The sequence below is a fragment of the Pseudarthrobacter sp. J1738 genome, assembly GCF_050490315.1.
Taxonomy (GTDB): domain Bacteria; phylum Actinomycetota; class Actinomycetes; order Actinomycetales; family Micrococcaceae; genus JBNPEO01.
Window position 1 is genome coordinate 397,194 of sequence record NZ_JBNPEO010000003.1, and the last position, 21,359, is coordinate 418,552.

General features: G+C 58.9%; 20 protein-coding genes. 9 read left to right on the forward strand and 11 right to left on the reverse strand.

The window, feature by feature from the left end; genetic code table 11:
* Positions 1–36: 36 nt before the first annotated feature.
* From ACQR35_RS07620 to ACQR35_RS07630, 3 genes are read right to left on the reverse strand one after another with little or no spacing between them, the layout of a single operon-like run.
* On the reverse strand, positions 37–1,698 hold the full coding sequence (locus ACQR35_RS07620) for an FAD-dependent oxidoreductase (RefSeq protein ID WP_430269686.1): 1,662 nt from the start codon (positions 1,696–1,698) through the stop codon (positions 37–39).
* Positions 1,698–3,935, reverse strand: a complete 2,238-nt coding sequence (locus ACQR35_RS07625; protein ID WP_430269687.1) for a molybdopterin oxidoreductase family protein — start codon at positions 3,933–3,935, stop codon at positions 1,698–1,700. The genes ACQR35_RS07620 and ACQR35_RS07625 overlap by 1 nt, the downstream gene beginning before the upstream one ends.
* Entirely contained in the window at positions 3,935–5,278 is a 1,344-nt protein-coding gene (locus ACQR35_RS07630; RefSeq protein WP_430267039.1) for an MFS transporter, read from the reverse strand. Before ACQR35_RS07630 ends, ACQR35_RS07625 begins: the two co-directional genes overlap by 1 nt.
* A gap of 374 nt (positions 5,279–5,652) precedes the next feature.
* Between ACQR35_RS07630 and ACQR35_RS07635 the strand changes: the two genes are divergently transcribed.
* Complete coding sequence (locus tag ACQR35_RS07635) at positions 5,653–7,053, forward strand: MFS transporter (RefSeq protein WP_430269711.1); 1,401 nt, start codon at positions 5,653–5,655, stop codon at positions 7,051–7,053.
* A gap of 81 nt (positions 7,054–7,134) precedes the next feature.
* Positions 7,135–7,281: a hypothetical protein gene (locus ACQR35_RS07640; protein WP_430266992.1), complete on the forward strand. Its 147-nt coding sequence runs from the start codon at positions 7,135–7,137 to the stop codon at positions 7,279–7,281.
* Between the two features lie 42 nt (positions 7,282–7,323).
* On the opposite strand, the gene ACQR35_RS07645 is transcribed toward ACQR35_RS07640, so the two are convergent.
* From ACQR35_RS07645 to ACQR35_RS07660, 4 genes are all read right to left on the reverse strand, one after another.
* The gene (locus ACQR35_RS07645; RefSeq protein WP_430266993.1) at positions 7,324–9,096 is read right to left on the reverse strand and encodes an acetyl/propionyl/methylcrotonyl-CoA carboxylase subunit alpha; all 1,773 of its coding nucleotides are present in this window, start codon (positions 9,094–9,096) and stop codon (positions 7,324–7,326) included.
* Between the two features lie 118 nt (positions 9,097–9,214).
* On the reverse strand, positions 9,215–9,904 hold the full coding sequence (locus tag ACQR35_RS07650; protein ID WP_430269688.1) for a Maf family protein: 690 nt from the start codon (positions 9,902–9,904) through the stop codon (positions 9,215–9,217).
* Positions 9,904–10,377 (reverse strand): YbjQ family protein, encoded by a 474-nt coding sequence (locus ACQR35_RS07655; RefSeq protein ID WP_430269689.1) that lies wholly within the window; start codon positions 10,375–10,377, stop codon positions 9,904–9,906. The genes ACQR35_RS07650 and ACQR35_RS07655 overlap by 1 nt, the downstream gene beginning before the upstream one ends.
* A 10-nt stretch (positions 10,378–10,387) precedes the next feature.
* Positions 10,388–12,079 (reverse strand): DUF885 domain-containing protein, encoded by a 1,692-nt coding sequence (locus ACQR35_RS07660; protein WP_430269690.1) that lies wholly within the window; start codon positions 12,077–12,079, stop codon positions 10,388–10,390.
* 130 nt (positions 12,080–12,209) lie between these two features.
* Here ACQR35_RS07660 and ACQR35_RS07665 point away from each other — a divergent pair, with 130 nt between their 5' ends.
* The 4 genes from ACQR35_RS07665 (at position 12,210) to ACQR35_RS07680 (ending at position 15,562) form a co-directional block, all read left to right on the forward strand.
* Positions 12,210–12,686, forward strand: coding sequence for a TOBE domain-containing protein (locus tag ACQR35_RS07665; RefSeq protein ID WP_430266997.1), 477 nt, complete (start codon positions 12,210–12,212; stop codon positions 12,684–12,686).
* Positions 12,687–12,750: 64 nt separating this feature from the next.
* Positions 12,751–13,509 (forward strand): molybdate ABC transporter substrate-binding protein, encoded by a 759-nt coding sequence (gene modA, locus ACQR35_RS07670; RefSeq protein ID WP_430269691.1) that lies wholly within the window; start codon positions 12,751–12,753, stop codon positions 13,507–13,509.
* Positions 13,506–14,486 (forward strand): ABC transporter permease, encoded by a 981-nt coding sequence (locus ACQR35_RS07675; protein ID WP_430266999.1) that lies wholly within the window; start codon positions 13,506–13,508, stop codon positions 14,484–14,486. The genes modA and ACQR35_RS07675 overlap by 4 nt, the downstream gene beginning before the upstream one ends.
* Positions 14,483–15,562 (forward strand): sulfate/molybdate ABC transporter ATP-binding protein, encoded by a 1,080-nt coding sequence (locus ACQR35_RS07680; RefSeq protein ID WP_430267000.1) that lies wholly within the window; start codon positions 14,483–14,485, stop codon positions 15,560–15,562. The genes ACQR35_RS07675 and ACQR35_RS07680 overlap by 4 nt, the downstream gene beginning before the upstream one ends.
* A gap of 28 nt (positions 15,563–15,590) precedes the next feature.
* Here ACQR35_RS07680 and ACQR35_RS07685 read toward each other — a convergent pair whose 3' ends face one another.
* Genes ACQR35_RS07685 through ACQR35_RS07695 form a run of 3 tightly spaced genes read right to left on the reverse strand, consistent with a single transcriptional unit; the run spans position 15,591 to position 18,183 of the window.
* Entirely contained in the window at positions 15,591–16,316 is a 726-nt protein-coding gene (locus ACQR35_RS07685) for a TOPRIM nucleotidyl transferase/hydrolase domain-containing protein (protein WP_430267001.1), read from the reverse strand.
* Positions 16,317–16,345: 29 nt separating this feature from the next.
* On the reverse strand, positions 16,346–16,603 hold the full coding sequence (locus ACQR35_RS07690) for an acyl-CoA carboxylase subunit epsilon (RefSeq protein ID WP_430267002.1): 258 nt from the start codon (positions 16,601–16,603) through the stop codon (positions 16,346–16,348).
* Positions 16,600–18,183, reverse strand: a complete 1,584-nt coding sequence (locus tag ACQR35_RS07695) for an acyl-CoA carboxylase subunit beta (RefSeq protein ID WP_430267003.1) — start codon at positions 18,181–18,183, stop codon at positions 16,600–16,602. The genes ACQR35_RS07690 and ACQR35_RS07695 overlap by 4 nt, the downstream gene beginning before the upstream one ends.
* 178 nt (positions 18,184–18,361) lie before the next feature.
* On the opposite strand from ACQR35_RS07695, the gene ACQR35_RS07700 reads away from it, so the two are divergent.
* Genes ACQR35_RS07700 through ACQR35_RS07710 form a run of 3 tightly spaced genes read left to right on the forward strand, consistent with a single transcriptional unit; the run spans position 18,362 to position 21,000 of the window.
* Positions 18,362–19,252, forward strand: a complete 891-nt coding sequence (locus tag ACQR35_RS07700; RefSeq protein ID WP_430267004.1) for a biotin--[acetyl-CoA-carboxylase] ligase — start codon at positions 18,362–18,364, stop codon at positions 19,250–19,252.
* Positions 19,245–19,859, forward strand: a complete 615-nt coding sequence (locus ACQR35_RS07705) for a PH domain-containing protein (RefSeq protein ID WP_430269692.1) — start codon at positions 19,245–19,247, stop codon at positions 19,857–19,859. The genes ACQR35_RS07700 and ACQR35_RS07705 overlap by 8 nt, the downstream gene beginning before the upstream one ends.
* Positions 19,849–21,000: an adenylate/guanylate cyclase domain-containing protein gene (locus tag ACQR35_RS07710; RefSeq protein WP_430269693.1), complete on the forward strand. Its 1,152-nt coding sequence runs from the start codon at positions 19,849–19,851 to the stop codon at positions 20,998–21,000. Before ACQR35_RS07705 ends, ACQR35_RS07710 begins: the two co-directional genes overlap by 11 nt.
* 160 nt (positions 21,001–21,160) lie before the next feature.
* Here the strand turns inward: ACQR35_RS07710 and ACQR35_RS07715 are convergent, their stop codons facing one another.
* Positions 21,161–21,337: a hypothetical protein gene (locus tag ACQR35_RS07715; RefSeq protein WP_430267007.1), complete on the reverse strand. Its 177-nt coding sequence runs from the start codon at positions 21,335–21,337 to the stop codon at positions 21,161–21,163.
* Between the last annotated feature and the right edge of the window lie 22 nt (positions 21,338–21,359).

A 21,359-nucleotide genomic window follows, 5' to 3' on the forward strand; every position in this document is an offset into this window, starting at 1 on the left:
GTCGCTGTTCAATGGCCAACAGAGGCCAAGCTGTGCCTAAGCAGCGGTGGGTTGAAAGTGCTGTTCGATGATGGTTTTGATGTCCGAGTGACATCCTCCGCACCCGGTTCCGGCGCGGGTAGCTCGAGAAATTTCAGCCACTGAGGAACAGCCCTGAGCGGCGGCTTCGCCAATTTTTTGGACGCTCACTCCGGCGCACCGGCAAACTGTCGCTGCCGGATCATTCAGCGAAGCTGAGCCACCGCCGGGTGTTGGAATGCTTGCTGCTGCGCCATCGAGGCGCAAGAGTAGCGAACGGTCAGCGGGGAGCTCTGCGCCGCGTTCAAAGAGCATCACCAGCTCCGAGGCCGTGCGGGGCATACCCACGCAGACCAGGCCTTCGAGGACGCCGGCACGGGTGGTCATTTTGACGTAGCGCCCGTGCTCCGGATCTGCCCATTGTGAAACGCTCAGTGGCGGCTGTCCGGGCGCTGTTCCTGCACTGAGTGCTTCGGCGTCCCAAGGGTCAATCATGTTTTGACCGGCCAAGGCCAAGTTCACACCGCGGGCTTTGAGCAGGATCAGCGCGGGGCGCTCGGGGGCAATGTTTTCTTGTGGTTCCCCAGGCACGTCCAGGATGCCAGCGCAAGCACTCAGGAGTTCTTGGGCGAGCCACTCGGCTTGCCGCCAGGCGGGGCCGATGAGTCCAGTGGGCCCGGGGGAGTGCAAACATTCGGCACACTTAGCCTCAGGGCAGCGAACCTCGGCGCAGTCGCCGATGGCATAAATTGACGGTTCATGGTGAGCTCTCAGCCGGTGGTCCACCAGGATTCCGCGAGCGGTGGGCAGCCCTGCGCCTTCGGCGAGCTCAATGTTGGGCCGGACGCCGCAGGAGAGCAAGAGCAGGTCTCCCTCGATCGACTCGGCTTTTCCTTCTTGAGCTTCCAGGATCAAGGCTTTAAAGGCGCCCGTTTGAGGGTCGCATTCAACGCCCGTGGAGCGGGCGTTTGCGGAGAGGGCAACGCCTGAATTTCTGAGGGCATCGCCTAATACGCTTCCGCCACCGCGGTCAATGTTGCGCCCCAAGGCGTGGGGACCGTTGAAAACCAGAGTTGCAGCTGCCCCTTCTTCGGCCACTGCGATGGCAGCTTCGAGGCCCAATATTCCGCCACCTAAAACAATGACCCTCCGGCCCGCTGATACGGCGCTGCGTAGAACCTCAGCGTCCGCCAAAGTTCGCAAGGTGGTCACACCTTGTGGCAGGCCCGGGTTGCGCGGGTCCGGGTTTAGCCCGGTGAGGTTCGGAATGACGGCTTTGGAACCGGTAGCCAGCACCAGCCGGTCAAAGTTCAACGTTGTCCCATTGGCCAAGAGGACCCGACGGCGGGCGCGGTCCACCCGGGTGACCCGCTGATTGCGGATGAGGTTCACACCGGAGGTGAGCAGTTCTTTGGGGTCCGTGAGCTGTAGAGCCTCTGCCGTAGTGCGGCCAACGCCAAGATCGGCTACCAGAACCCGGTTGTAGGCGGCTTCTTCCTCTTCACCGATGACCGTCAGGTGAATTGAACCGGTGGACACCGCTGGGAGTAGTTCATCAACCAAACGGGCGGCCACCGGCCCAAAACCCACCACCACAATCCGCAGTGCGGCACGCGCCCTCGGGCCCGTGCTGGATGGTTCCGGCCCCGGCTGGCCCCACGGAGTTGAATCAGCGGTCATCAGAAAACACCTACACTTTCGGCAGACGGCGGACTTGTTGTGGCACGGTTGGAGTCCTGTAGGGCCTCAACGGTTACCACCGAGGTTTTAAATTCGGGCATCCCGGAGATCGGGTCTGTAGCGGAACTGGTGAGACGGTTAGCGCTACCCAAAGCGGGGAAGTGGAACGGTAAAAAGACTGTGTCAGGACGAACGTCGGCACTTAGTTGCGCACGGCACTGAACTTCGCCGCGACCGTTGGAGACACTGACCCAAGTGCCGTCGGCAATGGACCGGGCGGCAGCCGTTTCGGGGTGAATCTGCAATATAGTCTCCGGCTTGGTGGCCAGTAATTCACTCACTCTGCGGGTTTGCGCCCCGGACTGATAGTGCTCCAAGAGCCTGCCGGTAGCAAGGAATAGTTTACTTTCACTCGCCGCGGTGCCCTGGCGCCGCGGGGCAAGCCGCCGTTCACGCGGGGCGTTGTTGCCGGTCCGCCGAGGCTTGACCGGCACCAAAACCGCGTGCCCGTCACTGTGAGCAAAATTGTTTAGGAACAGCCGTGGTGTCCCGCCGCTGCTCTCAGTTCCGGCCTCGCCGTAGGGCCAGTAGGCAGCCTCGCCAGCGTCCAGGGCCTCGTAGGTGATGCCAGAGTAGTCAGCGATGCCGCCAGCTGATGCCGCCCGAAGTTCTTCAAAGACGACGCGAGGTTCCTCACTAAATGTTGAGGGGGCGCCGAGCATATCGGCCAGTTGAGCGAAGATCCACAGCTCGCTGCGGGCACCTTCCGGAGCGGTAATTGCCCGACGACGGCGCAGGACGCGGCCCTCAAGGTTAGTGATGGTGCCTTCTTCTTCAGCCCATTGAAGTACTGGCAAAACAAGGTCCGCTTCGGCAGCCGTCTCGGACATAAAAAAGTCACAGACAGCTAGGAAGTCCAAGCTGCGGAGCCCCTCCAGCACCGCTAGATTGTTCGGCGCTGAGACCACCACGTTCGCTGCGTGGACCAAAAACGTCCGGACGCCATCAGTTTTTCCCAAAGACTCGAGAAGAGCGACGGCGGGAAGCCCTGGGCCGGGGATTGAAGCTTCGTTGATACCCCACACACTGGCCATGTGGGCGCGCGCCGCGGGATCGGTGATCTTCCGGTAGCCGGGTAACTGGTCTGACTTTTGACCGTGTTCGCGTCCACCTTGGCCGTTTCCTTGACCGGTGAGAGTGCCGTAGCCACTGGTGGCAGTGCCGGGCAGTCCCAATAGCAGGGCCAAATTGATGGCAGCTGTGGCGGTGTCCGTTCCGTCAGTATGCTGTTCAACGCCCCGGCCGCTGAGGATGTAGCAGCCACGGCCCCGTGCTGCCGTTGCAAGGAGTCGAGCTGTTTCGCGCAACTGGGTGGCAGGGACGCCAGTGATTGAGGCAACGCGTTCGGGCCAAAACTCGGAAACGCTGGCCTGAACTTGTTCAAAACCGTGGGTGCGGTTGTGAAGATAGTCCAGGTCCGCCAACCCCTCGTGAATTGCTACGTGAGCTAGCCCCAAGAGCAGCACTAAGTCCGTGCCGGGAAGCGGTTGGAGGTGAATCCCTGCACCGTCGTGGGTGAACTTAGCCGTAGCGGAAGTTCGCGGATCCACCACCACTAGCCCTCCGGCGTCGCGCGCCGACTGTAAGTGGCGCATAAAGGGTGGCATGGTTTCGGCAACGTTTGAACCGAGCAGCAGAATTGCCTGGGCTCGGCCCAAATCCGCTACCGGGAAAGGTAGCCCACGGTCCATACCGAAGGCGCGGTTACTTGCGGCAGCAGCAGAGGACATACAAAACCGGCCGTTGTAGTCGATCCGTGAGGTCCCCAAAGCTACCCGGGCGAACTTTCCTAACATGTAGGCCTTTTCATTGGTCAGACCGCCACCACCAAAAACCCCCACCGAATCTGCACCGTGCATCTCCTTGCTGCGCTTGAGCTGGGAGGCTAGCAGTTCAAGTGCCACGTCCCAGCTGATGGGCCGGTGGACGCCGTCGGGCCCTTTCTGCAGGGGAGTGGTCAGCCGGTCCGGGTGCTGCAACAGCTGGCTGGAGGTCCACCCCTTACGGCACAGGCCGCCGCCATTGGTGGGGAACTCACGCCCGGATACTTCCAGCACTGAGCCAGTGCCAGCAGTGCTCTTTGCCGAAGTGCCGGTGGGATCTACAGCGGTGGCTGTTAGTGTCATTGCGCATTGCAGGGCACAGTATGGGCAATGGGTGTTGGTAGCAGCTGGCATTAGACGTGACCCATGTGAACGCGCCGGGCGGGATTCAAGTAGCAAACCCAGCAAACGATCAACATGACCACGTAGGCGCCGACAAAACCGTAAAAAGCCGGAGTGTAGGAGCCGCTCACGGTGTTTGAAGCGTTGAGCACCTGGGGAATCACAAAGCCTCCGTAGGCACCGATGGCGGAGATGAGCCCCAGAGATGAGGAAGCAAGACGGGCGGTCTGTTCTGGTGCGGCACCACGGCGGGCCGCCTTGCTGCTCGTCGCGAAGATGACTGGGATCATGCGGTACGTGGCGCCGTTTCCGAAGCCACTGGCCGTGAACAACATTAAGAACAGCACAAGGAATAGGGAGAAGTTCTTCAAAGGCAGAGTCCACACCATGGCCAGGGTGATCGCTGCCATGGCCGCGAGGGCCGTCACTGTCATCCGTGCGCCGCCACGGCGGTCTGCCATACGGCCGCCGTAGGGACGAGCGAGTGAGCCAACCAGTGGGCCAAGGAACGCCAAGGACAAGCCGACTGCGCCAACATGGATGGAGGAAAATTCGGGGAAGTAGTCCTTGATGAGCTTGGGGAACACGCCTGAAAAACCAATAAACGAGCCGAAAGTTCCGATGTAGAGGAAAGACATGACCCACAGGTGCGGTTCACGGAGGGCCGCGAGCGTGCCGGCTACATCACCTTTGGCACTGGTCAGGTTATTCATGCACTTGTAGGCACCGAAGGCGGCCACCAGAATCAGCGGAACCCAGATGAGTCCAGCCATCGGCAGGTTCACAGTGCCAGCGGCGAGGACGGTGATGGCTACCGGAACAATCAACTGCGCGACGGCGGCACCGAGGTTTCCGCCTGCGGCATTCAGTCCGAGCGCCCAACCTTTTTCCCGAGCCGGGAAAAAGAAGGTGATGTTAGCCATGGAGCTGGCAAAGTTGCCGCCACCAAAACCAGCCAACGCGGCTACCAATACCAAAACGCCAAAGGGTGTTTGTGGGTTGGAAACGCATAATGCCAGCCCGATCGAGGGGATCAAAAGCAAAAGGGCTGAGACAACTGTCCAGTTGCGGCCACCAAATTTGGGGACCATAAAGGTGTAGGGGATGCGCAATGTGGCGCCCACGAGGCTTGGGGTGGAGATGAGCCAGAACATTTGGTTGGAATCCAGCTTGAAGCCGGCGGCCGGCAGCTGAACCACCACAATGGACCACAATTGCCACACCACAAAGCCCAAGAACTCGGCAAAGATGGACCAGTTGAGGTTGCGCCTCGCTACGGCGCGGCCTTCGGTTTCCCACTGTGTGGTGTTCTCAGCGTCCCAGTTGGTGATCCACCGGCCTGGCCGGTTTTGCAGTGTGGTGGTGAGATCGGCATGGGCCGTTGTGTGCTGTTGTTGGGCTTGATCGCCCTGTTGTACCGTCACGGGTCCTCCTTGCTGGGTGTACTCCAACGCTAGGAAGTCCGCGTTTCCGGGGATGCCGCCGCGTGTAAACGGCGTGTGACTTTTCCCTATCCCGGGTAATTTAGTGCTGTTAGAGCTTTGAAACCTGTTCGGCCACTAACGCACTTCTGGGCGGGGTGTGAAGAGACAGAGACAAAAAACAAACAAGTGTCCAGATAATGGACAGATTGTCCACTTGGTGGACGGTGGGAACTAAAGTTGAACCATCAATTCAACGCCCCGGCAGCCTCATCGTTGAAGCTGGCGGGCTGGAACGAAAGCCCATCATGACTCCCACGCCATCACCGACGCCGGTAGCGAAAGCACCTAAAGCGAATACCAAGGGTCGCGTAATTTTCGCCAGCTTGATCGGCACCACCATTGAGTTTTACGACTTCTATGCCTACGCCACGGCGTCGGTACTCGTATTTCCCACCCTGTTTTTCCCCAACGCCACAAACATCAACGCAATCCTGAGCTCCTTCGCGATCTTTGGTGTGGCTTTCTTTGCACGCCCTCTCGGCTCCATTTTGTTTGGCCACTTCGGCGACAAGTTCGGCCGCAAGGGTACTTTGGTTGCCTCGCTGCTAACCATGGGTATTGCTACCTTCCTCATCGGATTCCTCCCGGCAGCTACCGGCGGATTTGTGGTCCTGGCTCCGCTGATGCTCGTGATCTTGCGCTTCTGTCAGGGCTTGGCCCTCGGCGGTGAGTGGTCCGGTGCTGCATTGTTGGCCACTGAGAACGCTCCGGAAGGAAAGCGTGCCATTTGGGGCACCTTCCCGCAGCTGGGCGCACCGATCGGCTTTATTATTTCCAACCTGATCTTTGTGGGTCTGCAGTTGGGCCTGACCCCAGAGCAGTTCCAAGCCTGGGGCTGGCGTGTGCCGTTTATCATCTCGGCCGTGCTGGTGGCCGTGGGTCTCTACATCCGTCTGAAGCTTGTAGAGTCCATCTCCTTCCAGAACGTGGTTAAAGAAGAGAAGGTCGCCAAGCTGCCTTTGGCTGTGACTTTCAAGTACCACTGGCGTCCTGTTCTGGCCGGAACCTTCATCATGCTGGCCACCTACGTGCTCTTCTACCTCATGACGTCGTTTACGCTGACCTACGGCACCGCACCTGCTACCGCTGAGGCTGCAGCCGCGGCGGCTGCTAAGGCGCACAAGGCCTTTGACGCTGCGTCGTTTGTTCCTGGTCTGGGCATCGCCCGTACTCAGTTCCAGTGGATGTTGATTCTGGGCGTTGTCTTCTTTGGCATCTTCACCGTGGTCTCCGGACCGCTGGCTGAGAAGTTCGGCCGCCGCAAGTTCTTGCTTTGGGTTTCCGGCGGAATCCTAGTCTTCGGTCTGGCCTGGACCCTGATGTTCGGTCCGGGCACGGGTGCTGCCATGGTCGGTTTGATCGTTGGATTCACCCTCATGGGCCTGACCTTCGGTCCGATGGCGGCGATCCTGCCCGAGCTGTTCCCAGCCAACGTGCGGTACACGGGCTCGGCCATCGCGTACAACTTGTCGAGTGTTATCGGTGCAGCCCCGGCTTCGTTTGTGGCCATCGCCCTGTGGCAGGTTGGCGGCGGCAGCACCATGTGGGTTGGTATCTACTTGGCGATCGCTGCAGTATTGACGATTGTGGCACTCTTGCTCACTCGTGAGACGAGCAACGTCGACTTCGAGAACAACGTGGCCTAAAGCTGCAAAAAGCAGTCGGTTAATAGTCAGTCAAAAGCCCGGCACACCCAAGCGGTGGGCCGGGCTTTTGACTATTGAACCGTGATGCGATCGGTGCCGGACCTTCCGCTCATCATATTGATGATGATCCGCGTCCAGCGCTCCGATCGTGCCGACGCTCGACGTATGGATGAGCTCTCTGATGAGGAACTCGCCGAGTTAAACCGCCAGCACCTGCAACGGGGCTGAGCCGCAACTTCAGAGGTTTTGTGTTTGCCGTCTTTAGAACGGTTAGTCAGTGATGCTTGCTAGGACGGCGCCAGCGGTCACTGTTTCGCCTGGCTTGGCACTCAAGCCACTAATGGTTCCGGCCTTATGAGCAGTGAGCGGTTGTTCCATTTTCATTGCTTCAAGTACAACCACGAGATCGCCTTCAGCAACCACGTCACCATCTGCCACGGCCACCTTAACGATGGTGCCCTGCATGGGGGAGGTCAGCGCGTCGCCACTCGTGGCCGCCGAAGCACCACCGGAACGGCTGCTGCGCTTTTTGGCCTTCGCCGATTTGGCTGGCGCCTTGGAAATCGAACCAAGGCTCGCTGGCAGGCTCACTTCTAGTCGCTTGCCGCCAACTTCAACAACCACCGTCTGGCGTTCGGTGCCTTCGGAATCGGTGGTGCCGGTTCCGCTAGGTGTCCAAGCCGGAATGGTGTTGTTGAAGCCTGTTTCTATCCAGCGAGTGTGCACGGTAAACGGGCCCTCGCTGGGGGCGAACGCGGGATCTTCAACCACTGCCGCGTGGAACGGGACCACGGTAGGCATACCGGTGATTTTAAGTTCGGCCAAGGCGCGGCGCGAGCGTTCAAGGGCTTGCTGGCGGGTGGATCCTGAAACGATCAGCTTTGCGAGCATTGAGTCGAAGTTCCCACTGATCACTTCGCCAGCTTCAACACCGGAGTCCACACGGATGCCCGGGCCAGTAGGGAAAGTGATGGTTTCCACGGTGCCAGGGGCTGGCATAAAGTTCCGGCCCGGGTCTTCACCGTTGATGCGGAATTCGAAGGAGTGGCCACGAACCTCGGGGTCTCCGTAGCCCAATTCCTCGCCACGAGCCAAGCGGAATTGTTCGCGGACTAGGTCTAGACCGGTCACTTCTTCGGAGACGCAGTGCTCGACTTGCAGACGAGTGTTGACCTCGAGGAAGGAGATGGTTCCGTCTTGGCCAACGAGGAATTCGCAGGTTCCGGCGCCCAAGTATTTGGCCTCTTTGAGGATTGCCTTGGATGATTCGTACAAGCGGCGCTCTTGGTCTTCGCTCAAGTACGGAGCGGGTGCTTCTTCAACCAGTTTTTGGTTGCGGCGCTGGAGCGAGCAGTCACGAGTAGAGACCACTACAACGTTGCCGTGCGCGTCTGCAAGGCATTGCGTTTCTACGTGGCGCGGAGCGTCGAGGAAACGCTCAATAAAGCATTCGCCGCGACCGAATGCGGCAGTGGCTTCACGGACTGCGGATTCGTAGAGCTCAGGAATTTCTTCGAGGTTGCGTGCCACCTTAATACCGCGGCCACCACCACCAAAGGCTGCCTTGATAGCTACCGGGAGACCGAACTCCTTGGCGAAAGCAACCACTTCATCTGCGCTCTCCACCGGGTCTGACGTGCCAGGCACCAAGGGTGCGCCAACCTTCTCCGCAATGTGGCGGGCCTGAACTTTGTCGCCAAGGGCCGAGATCGCTTCGGGGGAGGGACCAATCCAGGTCAGTCCAGCGGCGATGACCTTGGCCGCGAATTCGGCGTTTTCAGCCAAAAAACCGTAGCCCGGGTGGACAGCGTCTGCTCCCGATTGGCGGGCCACGTCGAGTAGCTTGTCCATCATTAAATAGGACTCTGCGGCGGTGTTGCCACCGAGGGCGTATGCCTCGTCAGCAAGGCGGACGTGCAGGGCGTCACGGTCCGGATCTGCGTACACAGCGACGGAGGCAAGGCCTTCGTCCCGGGCGGCGCGAATCACGCGGACTGCGATTTCGCCACGGTTGGCGATCAGCACCTTGCTCAGCTGGCTCATGGGCGGGCTCTCCTTATATTTCAATACTGCAAGGAGCCTATTACGGCTTTGGTGGTTACGCCCATATTGTGAGCGACTTCCGCGTGCACATAACCAATTCTTTGTAGGGAAGCTACAACTAGGCCGTGTACCGCCACAATTCCGGGAGGGAAACGCCAGTAGTTGTGAGGAGCTCACGCAGCGTTGAAACGGATAAACCTACGACGGCGTGAGGATCACCTTCTACTCCAGCGATAAAAGCTCCACCCAGGCCGTCGATAGTAAACGACCCTGCGCAATGCAAAGGTTCTCCGGTGGCTACATACGCTTGGATCTCCGAATCGAGCATGGTGACAAAATTCACCGTGGCAGAACTGAGCGCGCCGGCCCCGGCGGGGACTGTATCCTCCGGTACTGATTTGCCCTGTGCAGGCTCTTGCACTGAATCGCGGCAGTCCACTAACCAATGGCCTGTGTGCAAAACACCGCTTTTCCCACTCATCCGGGAGATTCGTTCGATGGCCACTTCGGCAGTGTACGGCTTGCCGTGGGCTTCGCCTTCAAATTCAAAGACGGAGTCGCAGCCCAGCACTAGGGCGCCTTGAGCCTCGGGCCGTGCTGCCACGGCAAGTGCTTTCACTCGCGCTAGCAACAGGGCGGTCTGCGCCGAATCAGCCGGTCCGTGCGCGGCAACTGCCGCGTCCTCATCCACCTCGGAGACCAAAATCTCGTGGTAGATCCCGGCTTCGGTCAAAAGCTTCGCGCGGGCCGGAGACTTTGAAGCGAGAATCAGGCGTACCGGAGTGGCGGGCGAGGTGCCTGCTGCCACTAGAGCTGACCTGGCTGTTGCTGGTGAAGCTGCTGCTGTTCTTCGGTATGTTGAGGCGCCTGGGACTGCTGGACCGAGCTCGACTGCCCAGATTGCTGGGCACCTTGGCTACTCAAGTAGGCCGACTGGCCGGTGGCTCCGGGCTCGCCCTCGCGCAACGGAATGGCAAAAACTGCGGTGCCGTAAGCGCACACTTCAGTCCAGTTAGTACCCATTTCAGAGGTATCAAAACGCATTGCCACAATGGCGTTGGCGCCGCGCTGTTGTGCCTCGGCAACCATTCTGGCCATCACTTCTTGGCGGCTCTCGTAGAGCGCGCGAGTCATTTCAGGAAGTTCACCGCCACCCAAGGAACGGAAGCCGGCGAGCATTTGGGAACCGATGTCGCGTGAACGCACGGTCAGTCCCATAACTTCGCCAAAGACTGCATCAATACGGTGTCCGGGGATTTCGTTTGACGTAACTATCAACATATTTCAGAGCCTATCCGAGGAGAGCTGTCTTGAGTACGTCCAGCCCTAGCGAGCCGAGGCCAAGTGCGCGTGAGTGAAAGGACTTCAGATCAAAGTCTGCCCCTTCACGTTCGGCAAGTTCTGCACGAATTTCTTCCCACAACCGTTGGCCCACCTTGTAGGACGGGGCCTGGCCGGGCCAGCCGAGGTAGCGGGTGAACTCAAAGTTCAATTGACCAGGGCTGATATCTAGGTTGCTGCGCAAGAACTCCAAGCCCTTGTCTGCTGTCCAGGTTCCTTCGCCCCACTCGCTGGGAACTTCTAGTTCCAAGTGCACACCAATATCGAAAACCACACGGGCCGCCCGCATACGCTGAGCATCGAGCATTCCCATCCGATCGCCAGGATCGGACAAATAACCCAGCTCATCCATGAGCTTTTCGGCATAGAGTGCCCAACCTTCACCGTGACCGGAGACCCAGCAAATGTTTCTGCGCCATGCATTTAGGCTGCTGCGAAGGAAAGTTGCAGTGGCAACCTGCAGGTGGTGGCCGGGGACACCCTCGTGGAAAACGGTGGTGGTTTCTGACCACGTGGTGAATTGGTCCTCGCCTGGCGGGACTGACCACCACATCCGGCCCGGACGTTCAAAATCGTCGGAGGGGCCGGTGTAGTAAATTCCGCCGTCTTGAGTCGGTGCAATCCGGCATTCAAGCCGCTTCATGGGCTCCGGGATGTCAAAGTGGACGTCTACCAACTCCGAAACGGCTTTGTCGGAGAGTTTCTGCATCCACTCTTGCAGTGCTTCTGTGCCGTGGAGCTGACGTTGCGGATCGTTGTTCAGGATCTCCTTGGCCTCTGCGATGCTGGCGCCGGGCTTGATGGTGTTTGCCACTTCTTCTTGGGCAGCAATAATCCGAGCAAGCTCGTGAACACCCCACGCATAGGTCTCGTCCAAGTCCACCTCCGCGCCAAGGAAGGTGCGGGAGCCCAGGGAGTAGCGTTCGCGCCCTACAGGATCCTTTTCGGGTGCGTGCGGGAGGAGTTCGGCTTCCAGGAACCGGGCTAAGTCTTGGTATGCAGCGCGGGCGGCGGTAGCACCGGCGTCGAGCTTTGCCTGCAGGGTCTGCTCAAGTTCGTCACCATTCGCACGGGCGCCGCTGGCCAAGGTGGCAAAAAATCCCTCGTTGCCAGCGTATGCAGTGGACTGTTCGACGACGGTACGCACCTGACGTGCGGCGGCTACTTGGCCGCGCTCGCGGGCCGCGAGCAGTGACTCTTTGTAGCCGGCCAGGGCGGCTGGGATGTTTGCCAGTCGTCCGGCAATGTGACCAAAGTCTGTAGCCGATTTTTGTGGCATCAAGTCGATGATGGCACGGATGTCTTGGGCAGGGCTCGCAATATTGTTCAGGTTGGCATCAGCCCAGCCAGACCGGTGGAGGTCTACCTCCAAGCCCATGCGCTCCCGCATTGCCGCGACCGTAACGTGGTCTACATCGTCAACGGGGGTGAGGGTATCCAGCGTGGCCAGGGTGTCCTGAGCCAGTTGTGCCAGTTGTTCGCCACCTGCCGGTGAGTAATCCGGGTATTCCTGCTCGTGACCGGGTAGGCCAAGCATGGTGGCGAGAGTGGGGGTGAGCTCGATCAGCTGGGCGGTGTACGCCTCGGCTGCGTCGTCGATGGCTGTTGCTGGGCGAGTGTGCGAGGCGGAATCTGTAGTCACTCGCAAGAGCCTAGCCGGAGCGCTGTCTCACCGAAAGGACTTTCAGTTCGACCCGTGTTTGCGGGTTCTTTTTAGATATATATCCGCAGATGCGTTCCAAGGGCGGTGCGCTGGCGGTAGTCTGAACGCTATGGCCGGAATCAAAATCAAGGACGCAGCGGTGTTCCTTGGAGTCAGTGACGACACTATTCGCCGTTGGGTGGAGAACGGGTCGCTTAGATCCCATGTTCCAGACAAGTCCCGTGATGCAGCCGAGCCCGGAGATCCAGGCAAACCTGGCAGTGCCGGGAACGAAGCTCATCGCGGGCCAGCTGAGGTTGACGCTGTGTCGCTGGCTGAACTGGCGAAGGCCAATGCGGTCTTGCCAGATGACCCCTCGGCGATGAGCCAATCGGCACGGAACAGGTTTGTGGGACTTGTGACAGAAGTGATCTCGGACAAGGTGATGTCTCAAGTGCAAATTCAGTGCGGACCGCACCAAGTCGTTTCGCTGATCAGCACCGAGGCAGTGCGCGAGTTGGGCCTCAAGCCAGGATCGGTCGCTGTGGCTGTGATCAAAGCAACCAACGTCATTCTGGAAGCTCCCCGTGCGCAACAAGGGCGCTAAATTAAGGGCTTTTGACTCAAGCGCGATTCAATCGAACTCCGCTGGGTCCAAGACGCACACGCGAGTGGGTTCAGCTGCCGTACTTACAGCGTCCATCGTTTCGGTAGCGATCCTGTCCTCGTGCGGCGAACCGGCTACCCAAAACGCTACTTCTGGTGAGTTGAAGGTTTTTGCTGCGGCGTCTCTGAAAGAGTCTTTTACGCAGATTGCTGCCGCGTTTGAACAAGCCCACCCAGGGGTCCACGTCTCCCTAAACTTTGCCGGTTCGTCGAGTCTTGTGACCCAAATTGCTCAGGGCGCGCCGGCGGATGTTTTTGCCTCGGCAGACCAAACAAATATGACCAAACTCGCTGATCAGTCATTGGTATCTTCGGCCGTTCCTTTCGCCACCAACAAGCTGCAGATAGTGGTTCCGCTGGACAATCCTGCACACGTCGATTCACTCGCGAACTTGGCAAAACCTGGAACTCAGGTGGTTCTCTGCGCTCCGCAAGTTCCATGTGGTTCCGCGGCCAAACGTGTGGAAAAGGCCGCTGCTGTAAAGATCAAGCCGGTCAGCGAAGAATCTAATGTCAGCGATGTGTTGGGCAAGGTCCTAGCGGGCGACGCCGATGCTGGGTTGGTGTACGTCACTGACGCTTTGGCAGCTCGCGGGAAAGTAACGGCCATCGACTTCAGCGAGGCTGGGCAAGCAATCAACACCTATCCAATAGCGGCTGTTCAGGGCGGTAAAAATCCTGAAGCAAGCCAGGAATTTATTAACTACGTCAGCGGTGCGTCAGGTCAGCGAATCCTCAAGACTTCAGGTTTCGGTGCACCATGAGGACACCACCAAAAAGTGTCGAGGCAAGCGGCAACAACCGGGGGAGCAGAATCTCTCAGGCCGGGCGGGATGATGTGCACGGCAAACGGCAAGGTAGCCAGCTAAGCAATCGGCGTAGTTCTGAGAACAGCCGCGACCCAGGCAGCAAACTGAGCGGCCAGCGCGGCACTCAACAGTGGTTGGCTGAACCGCCGCTCTGGGTATTTCTGCTGGGCGGCCTAGCAGTGGTTCTGTTGATCTTGCCGCCAGCGGCAATGGCAGCTCGTGTGGACTGGGGAAACTTCGTTTCCTTGGTGTCATCGCCCAGCTCCGTCACCGCACTGTGGTTGAGTATCCGGACGGCTTTGGCCAGTACATTGTTATGCCTGGTGCTAGGTGTCCCACTGGCAGCGTTGCTCGCGCGCACCAATTTTCGTGGCAAATCTGTGTTGCGGGCGCTTGTTCTTTTGCCGCTCGTTTTGCCGCCGGTGGTTGGTGGATTGGCCCTTTTGTACACCTTTGGGCGGCGAGGTCTTTTAGGACATAGTCTCGAGGTGTTGGGCGTTCAAATTGCCTTTTCCACCACAGCGGTGGTGATTGCCCAGACCTTTGTTGCACTGCCCTACCTGGTGCTAAGCGTTGAAGGAGCCCTCACAACTGCCGGGAGCGGCTTTGAAGCCACAGCTGCCACTTTGGGAGCTAGCCCGCGCAGCGTTTTTTGGCGCATCACGTTGCCCTTGGTGTTTCCGGGATTGCTCGCTGGAGCCGTGCTCTCGTTCGCAAGGAGCCTGGGGGAGTTTGGTGCCACACTCACGTTCGCGGGAAGTCTCGAAGGCACTACCCGCACACTGCCCTTGGAGATCTACCTTCAACGTGAGACTGATCCCGACGCTGCAGTGGCACTGTCGGTCTTGCTAGTGGTCATCGCCGTCATAGTGGTGGCGCTGGTGCACCGGGTGCCACGGAAATCAGCGTTTGCGAACGTTGGTGCACGTTGATTTCCCAAGCTGCTCAAGCTCCCCGGACCGGGGAGGGCTTGGAATTTGATGCAGCGCTTGATGAACGAGGGTTCGAAGTAGCACTGCGAGTTAAACCGGGTCAAACGGTGGCTGTGCTTGGGGCAAACGGCTCCGGCAAATCGACCCTCTTGGCGCTTATCGCCGGTCTCCTACGGCCAAGCCGCGGCCAGGCGAGCCTTAACGGAACTCCCCTCGTTGGCGTTGGAACAGCGGTGCCGGTGCATCGGCGTCGCACTGCTCTTCTGACCCAGGATGTTCGGCTCTTTCCGCACCTCAGTGTGCTGGACAACGTGGCATTCGCGCCCCGAAGCAGCGGGGTGCGGCGTGAGCAAGCGCGGAAGCAAGCTGGGCAATGGCTCACCGCAGCCGGGGTGGAAGCGTTGGCGGCCCGGCGGCCTCACGAGTTGTCCGGCGGTCAGGCCCAACGGGTAGCCATTGCGCGGGCCCTGGCAGCCGAACCTGAACTGATGCTGCTCGATGAACCCATGGCAGCACTGGATGTTGCAGCCACACCCCAGATTCGCCGATTATTGCGATCCGTGCTGGCAGCCAAAACCGCCATTGTGGTCACCCACGAGGTGCTCGATGCACTGATGCTCGCTGATTACACAGTGATCCTGAGGGCGGGTCACATTGTTGAACAAGGACTAACCCAACGACTTTTTGAGACTCCCGCTGACCCCTTTACAGCGCGATTGGCCGGGCTAAACTTCATCAGATCTGAACTCGATGGAGCAGCTTGGGCTACGGTTTTTCCGGCATCCTCAGTGGCCGTGTATCCGCAAGCTAGCGGTGCCGAAAAAAACAGCACCAGCAACCATGCGGCAGGGTACTCGGTGCTGATAGAAGACCTCGAACCCCAGGGCTCGCTGATTGCCGTTAGTGGCGTTGAAGTCACCAGCGGAGCTCGGCTCACCGCAGAGGTGCCAGCAGCCTATCTTGCAGCGCACTCAAGCGAACGTACGCACTCCATTGAACGCACGCACTCCATTGAACCCGGTGCAAGATGTCTATTCGTCCCCGAAGCTTCCGGAACCAGGACCTATCGGCTCTAAGTGAGCGCTCAGTCTCATTCCCTGAGCATCAGTAAGTCTCCCGGGCTATTGCGGCCGAGGTAGGGGAGCTAAGAAATTCAAGAAGCCCTTTGAGTGGAGCCGGATAGTTATGGGGTTCAAGTGCTTGGGCTAGGTGGGCGCCGTAGTCAATCTTGCGTCCGCTGGTGGTACCCATAAAGCGGCGCAATTGCGCGGTGGCGGGCCGTCCGCGCTGTGCTGGTTGAGCTTGAAACATTCGGAAACGTTCAAGGTCCTGATACTGGGCCAACACATTTTCTACCGCGTTGACACCAAGGGACCGGATCAGTTCATCTTCAAGATCCGCGTCACACACAAAAAAGCCAAGCCGCGAGAGCTCCTTGATGGTGTGGCCAGCACCGAGTTCCTCGCGTTCCAAAGCGCGAGCAAAAAAACCGTATTCGCCGTGGTCCACCAAACCTGCCAACCGGAGGTTCAACGCATCCGGGGCAAAGTAAGGCATAAACGCCCCAATGTTTGTGGCACCACCAATGTCCAAAAAACAAACACCCGCGTGGTCTACGTCCAATCCAGAACCAGCCGCCATTACTTCAACGGCAGCAAGATCACTCAAACCCTCTAGAAACACCACGGTGCGGACCAGTTGAGCAGCAACGGCTAGGTGAACGCGTTCCCCGGCAGCATCATCGTCCTGATTGATCCACGCGAGGACGTCAGCACGGAACTTAGCCATCGGCTGGGACAAATCCGCGGGCCGTGATGCGAGGGCGCCCACGGAAGTTTCACCTCCGAAGCGCGGGGAATTTAGCCCCGGCTGCGCCGCCAAGAACCTGGTCCTGGTCGGGGATCCAAACGTAGCGCCGCCCGTCGAATCCAGCTCCTCGAACGGGCCTGGCCCTGGCTGCTGCCAGCGTCGCCGTTAGTTTCATCGGCACCAATGGCCAGAACGACGGCGGTAAGAGCCGCCAGCTCTTCAGCGTTCGGTTCGCCCTTGGTGACCTGCAAAAGGGGAGCTGGGGTCCCGCCGTCGGGCCCGTCTTTAGCTTCCTTGTTCCTACTCACAGCGGCATGTTTCCGTGCTTTTTGGCCGGCAAGCTGGCGCGCTTGTCGCGAAGTGCCCGCAGTCCACGAATGATCTGCGCACGCGTCTGCGAGGGGGCAATCACCGCGTCAACATAGCCCAATTCCGCAGCCTGGTAGGGGTTCAGCAGTTCTTCTTCGTATTGCCGGATCACTTCAGCGCGGCGTTCTTCAACGTCGCCACCAGCCTCGGCCACTGCGGCAAGGTCGCGCCGGTACAAGATGTTGACGGCGCCCTGTGCGCCCATCACACCAATCTGGGCTGTGGGCCAAGCCAAGTTTAAGTCTGCACCGAGCTTCTTGGAACCCATCACGATGTAAGCTCCGCCGTAAGCTTTGCGGGTAATAACGGTGAGCTTGGGGACAGTGGCTTCAGCGTAGGCGTACAGGAGTTTGGCGCCGCGGCGGATGATGCCTTGGAACTCTTGGTCCTTACCAGGCAAGAAGCCAGGCACATCCACGAGCGTCACGATCGGTACGTTGAAGGCATCGCAGTGGCGCACAAAACGGGCTGCTTTTTCCGACGCGGCAATGTCAAGTGTCCCGGCGAACTGGATGGGCTGATTGGCTACGATGCCTACCGTGTGGCCTTCAATTCGGCCATAACCGATGAGGACGTTGGGCGCATAGAGGGACTGCATCTCCAAAAAGTGTGCGTCATCGACGAGCTGTTCGATGACCTTGCGCATGTCATAGGGCTGGTTAGCCGAGTCCGGGATCAATTCATCCAGAGCCAAGTCAGCGTCGTTGAGCTCCAGCTCCTGATCGTGTTCCAGGACGGGGGCCTCGGCCAAGTTGTTGGACGGCAAGAAGTCCAGCAGCTCTCGAACAAAGTCGATGGCGTCTGACTCATCTGAGGCGAGGTAGGTAGAAGTACCAGTGGTGGCGTTGTGCTGACGTGCACCACCGAGAGTTTCCATATCGACGTCTTCGCCGGTCACAGTCTTGATCACGTCAGGGCCGGTGATGAACATATGGGAGGTCTTGTCCACCATCACCACGTAGTCGGTCAGAGCAGGGGAGTAGGCCGCGCCACCAGCGGACGGGCCCATAATGATCGAGATCTGCGGCACCACACCGGAGGCGTGCACGTTGTTGCGGAAGATATCCGCAAACATCGCCAAGGAAGCAACACCCTCTTGAATGCGGGCGCCGCCACCGTCAAGAATGCCTACTACTGGGCAGCCGTTGCGCAGCGCAAACTCTTGAACCTTAACGATCTTCTCGCCGTTTACTTGGCTCAAGGAACCGCCGTAGACGCTGAAGTCCTGGCTGTAAATAGCTACCGGCCGGCCATCAACAGTGCCGTAACCGGAGACCAGTCCGTCACCGAGCGGTTTCTTTTTCTCCATACCAAAGGCAGTGGAGCGGTGCACGGCCAGTGCATCAAACTCCACAAAGGAGCCTTCGTCGAGCAACATGTCGATGCGTTCACGAGCTGTGTTTTTACCGCGTGCGTGCTGCTTTTCGATCGCTTCCGGACCGGAGGGTTGCTCCGCCCGTGCCTGACGTTCGCGGAAGTCGGCAATCTTTCCCGCAGTTGTGCTCAGGTCGTGGCTCATGAATCTTCTCCGGCTCCGGCATAGTTGCCTCTTGACTTCAGTAGCTTCCGTACAAAAACAGCAGCTTCAGGGCTAGTCTAATAAGGCTCGGCGCCCTTTCCGCTGTAGAAACCCTACAATTTCGCCCGCAGTATTTCGCCCGCCCAGGGCCCCGCGGGGGAGTAGATAGGATGGCTTTATGGAACCTGTTACGCGCTTTGGGGGTAAAGCACCGCTTGACCCGAGCGTTTTTGGTGAGGAATTCCTTCGAGCCCACTCCATCGCGAAGCTGAGGATTGTGGAGGAAACGGGTTCAACCAACACGGACCTTGTAGCGGCTGTTTCAGCGGATCCGGACAGCTATCCGGACTTTTCTGTTTTGACGGCGGAGCACCAATCGGCAGCCCGAGGGAGGCTGGACAGGGCCTGGGAGTCTCCACGTTTGTCCTCCGTTTCGGTCTCAGTGGTGTTGCGCCCGCAAAACGCCAGCGGGCGGCCCTTGCCAACCCAAAGTTACTCGTGGTTCTCGCTACTGGCCGCTTTGGCACTTAGTCATACCATCACCCAAACGGCGGGGCTCGCCGCAGGCATTAAATGGCCCAACGACGTACTGATCAACGGGAAAAAAGTTTCCGGCATTTTGGCGCAATTGGTGCCGCTCACCGATGGCGCGCCGCCCGCGGTGGTGCTAGGCACCGGGATCAACGTGAGTATGACGGTTGATGAGATGCCAGTACCCACAGCAACATCTTTGGCTGCTGAGGGTGCAAGCACTGCTGACCGCACCGCCGTTCTGGCCTCCTATTTGACCCATTTCTCTGCGCTTTACCGCAGTTTTTGCGCGGTCGACGGCGACCCGAACGCCGCGCTTCAAGGTGGCCGCTCGCTGCGCGAACTCTTGGTGGACGCCATGCTGACCTTGGGACAACGAGTGCGTGCCCAGCTACCTGGAGACAAAGTGATCACCGGCCTAGCGCAGGGCTTGGATGAGTACGGTGCGCTGGTAGTTATGGATACCGCGCGGCAAGAGCACTTAATTACCGCAGGGGACGTTATCCACTTGCGCCCTGCCGACGGCGGCTATGCGTAAAGAGCTATTACCGAACGAGCAAGTTATTGTCTCCACCAGACCTCAACCAAGGGCACTGTTTTGGCCAGTCCTGGTGTTTGTGGTGGTGCCCGCAACTGCAGCGTTTGCTAGTGCTTGGTTAAGCCGTGGCCGCCTGCATCAAGCATTTGCGTGGGCTGATCCTCTCTGGGACCCATGGTTGATGCTGGCGTGCGGTGCAGCGGCAGTATGGGTGATCTTGTTCTACTCGCTCCCACGAGTGTTGCGGTGGAATTCCACTCGCTACATCCTGACGAGTCTGCGCATAGTGGAAAAGCGCTCCATGCTGGGGCGCAAAGATCGGCAGTATTCGTTGAGCACCGTACGTGATATTTCGGTGCAACAGACGCTGCTGCAACGGATATTGCATTCGGGGAATATAACCTTGGATTCCGGGCACTTTGGCTCTTCTGCCTTCGTTGACGTACCGGAAGTAATAAAGTTTAGAAATCTTCTGCTCGAGGCCATGAGGGAACTTCCAAAAACGGAGTTGTACCGTGGAAATCCTGGCCAAGACGATGAACTAAGAGATTTTAGTGACCCTAGTTTGCCTTGGGAACTGAGAGAAGGTGAGAGTGATGGACGTTGAAGAGGTGCTGGCTAAGATGCCGGAGCCCCGGGACGCACCCGAATTCGCCCTCACCGGAAACCAAGATGAAGTCGCAGCTGAGCGCAAACCTGAAATGAGCGAAGAGCGCCGCGCGGCCAAAGCTTTAGAAGCACGGCTCCTAGGTGGAGACCGTGTGCTTAAGCGACGCGACGTAGCCTCCGGCGCCGGAGTCTCGCTGATGTCCGCACGGAAATTGTGGCGAGCCATGGGCTTTCCCAACCTCGGGGACGAGGATGTAGCTTTCACCGTTAACGACCAAGAGGCTCTCACTCGCGTTGTCGCAATGGTCCGTGACGGTCTGATGGAAGAGGAAGCCGCCATTTCGGTGACTCGTGCCATTGGCCAAATGACGGACCGAATGGTGGTGTGGCAAATAGAGGCCCTGGTTGAAGACATGGTGGTCAATCAAGGAATTAGCGACGCCGCAGCCCGAAAGCGTTTGGTCGCTGAGCTCCCCGCCATGATCGATCCGCTGGAAGAAATGCTTGTCTACTCATGGCGGCGCCAGCTCAACGCTGCGGTGCAACGCTTGGCGGTTCGTGCGCAGTCCGGTTTGGAGTCGAGTGAGGAGGGCCGGGACGGAGACGAAGACGACGCACCGTTGCCTCTTGCCCGAGCCGTAGGTTTCGCCGACCTTGTTTCGTACACCAGTCTCTCTCGGCGGATGAATGAACGAACTCTCGCGCAATTGGTGCAACGGTTCGAAAACAAGTGCGCAGAGATCATCTCCATTGGCGGCGGACGCTTGGTCAAAACCATTGGTGATGAAGTCCTGTACATCGCCGAGACACCATCGGCAGGAGCGGAAATTTCTTTAGCGCTCGCAGAAGCTTTCAGTGCCGACGAAATCCTGCCACAGGCTCGTGTTTCCCTAGTATGGGGGCGGATTTTGTCTAGGCTCGGTGACGTTTACGGGCCTACGGTCAACCTCGCTGCGCGTCTGACGGCGCTCGCAGAACCCGGCGGCACCGTGCTGGTGGACAGTATGACGGCAGCCTCGCTGAGCCAAGATGACCGATTTGTGCTGGATCCTCAAGAACCACAGAACGTTCGTGGCTTCGGTGAAATCCAACCCGTGGTGCTCTCGCGCGGCACCGGGCACGGGCTGGTGCTGGATTAGTCCCTTTGCTTGAATTTATGACGTTTGAGCTTTATTGCACGCCCCCCTACTCGCGACATAGTTCTAAGGTAGCGACGGCCAAGTATGGCGTTGTGGGCTGAGTGGTGTCGGGTGGAATCTGGTTCAACGCGGAATGAGGGACGGTACGTTCCTCATAACTTCACAAACCTCGGGGCCCTTTACAGCCATCCTCGGCGCTCGCTGTTGTACCGGCGTCGGCTTTGACCAAGGCTGCGGCAATTTCGTCGTTCCAAAAGGAAGGAACCCGTAAGCCGAGGAACGCGTTCAAGCCTAACGGCAGGATCACCATCAGCGCCGTATGGGGTGCTCGGCCCATGGCGCATTCGAGAGCCCTCAAA

Bases quoted from the DNA above. Each gene is read 5' to 3' on its own strand.
- ACQR35_RS07665 (WP_430266997.1), top strand. From the start codon at position 12,210: ATGGCCGGAATCAAAATCAAGGACGCAGCGGTGTTCCTTGGAGTCAGT.
- ACQR35_RS07700 (WP_430267004.1), top strand. From the start codon at position 18,362: ATGGAACCTGTTACGCGCTTTGGGGGTAAAGCACCGCTTGACCCGAGC.
- ACQR35_RS07715 (WP_430267007.1), bottom strand. From the start codon at position 21,337: ATGGGCCGAGCACCCCATACGGCGCTGATGGTGATCCTGCCGTTAGGC.
- ACQR35_RS07695 (WP_430267003.1), bottom strand. From the start codon at position 18,183: ATGAGCCACGACCTGAGCACAACTGCGGGAAAGATTGCCGACTTCCGC.
- ACQR35_RS07705 (WP_430269692.1), top strand. From the start codon at position 19,245: ATGCGTAAAGAGCTATTACCGAACGAGCAAGTTATTGTCTCCACCAGA.
- ACQR35_RS07635 (WP_430269711.1), top strand. From the start codon at position 5,653: ATGACTCCCACGCCATCACCGACGCCGGTAGCGAAAGCACCTAAAGCG.
- ACQR35_RS07675 (WP_430266999.1), top strand. From the start codon at position 13,506: ATGAGGACACCACCAAAAAGTGTCGAGGCAAGCGGCAACAACCGGGGG.
- ACQR35_RS07710 (WP_430269693.1), top strand. From the start codon at position 19,849: ATGGACGTTGAAGAGGTGCTGGCTAAGATGCCGGAGCCCCGGGACGCA.
- ACQR35_RS07620 (WP_430269686.1), bottom strand. From the start codon at position 1,698: ATGACCGCTGATTCAACTCCGTGGGGCCAGCCGGGGCCGGAACCATCC.
- ACQR35_RS07625 (WP_430269687.1), bottom strand. From the start codon at position 3,935: ATGCCAGCTGCTACCAACACCCATTGCCCATACTGTGCCCTGCAATGC.
- ACQR35_RS07655 (WP_430269689.1), bottom strand. From the start codon at position 10,377: ATGTTGATAGTTACGTCAAACGAAATCCCCGGACACCGTATTGATGCA.
- ACQR35_RS07645 (WP_430266993.1), bottom strand. From the start codon at position 9,096: ATGAGCCAGCTGAGCAAGGTGCTGATCGCCAACCGTGGCGAAATCGCA.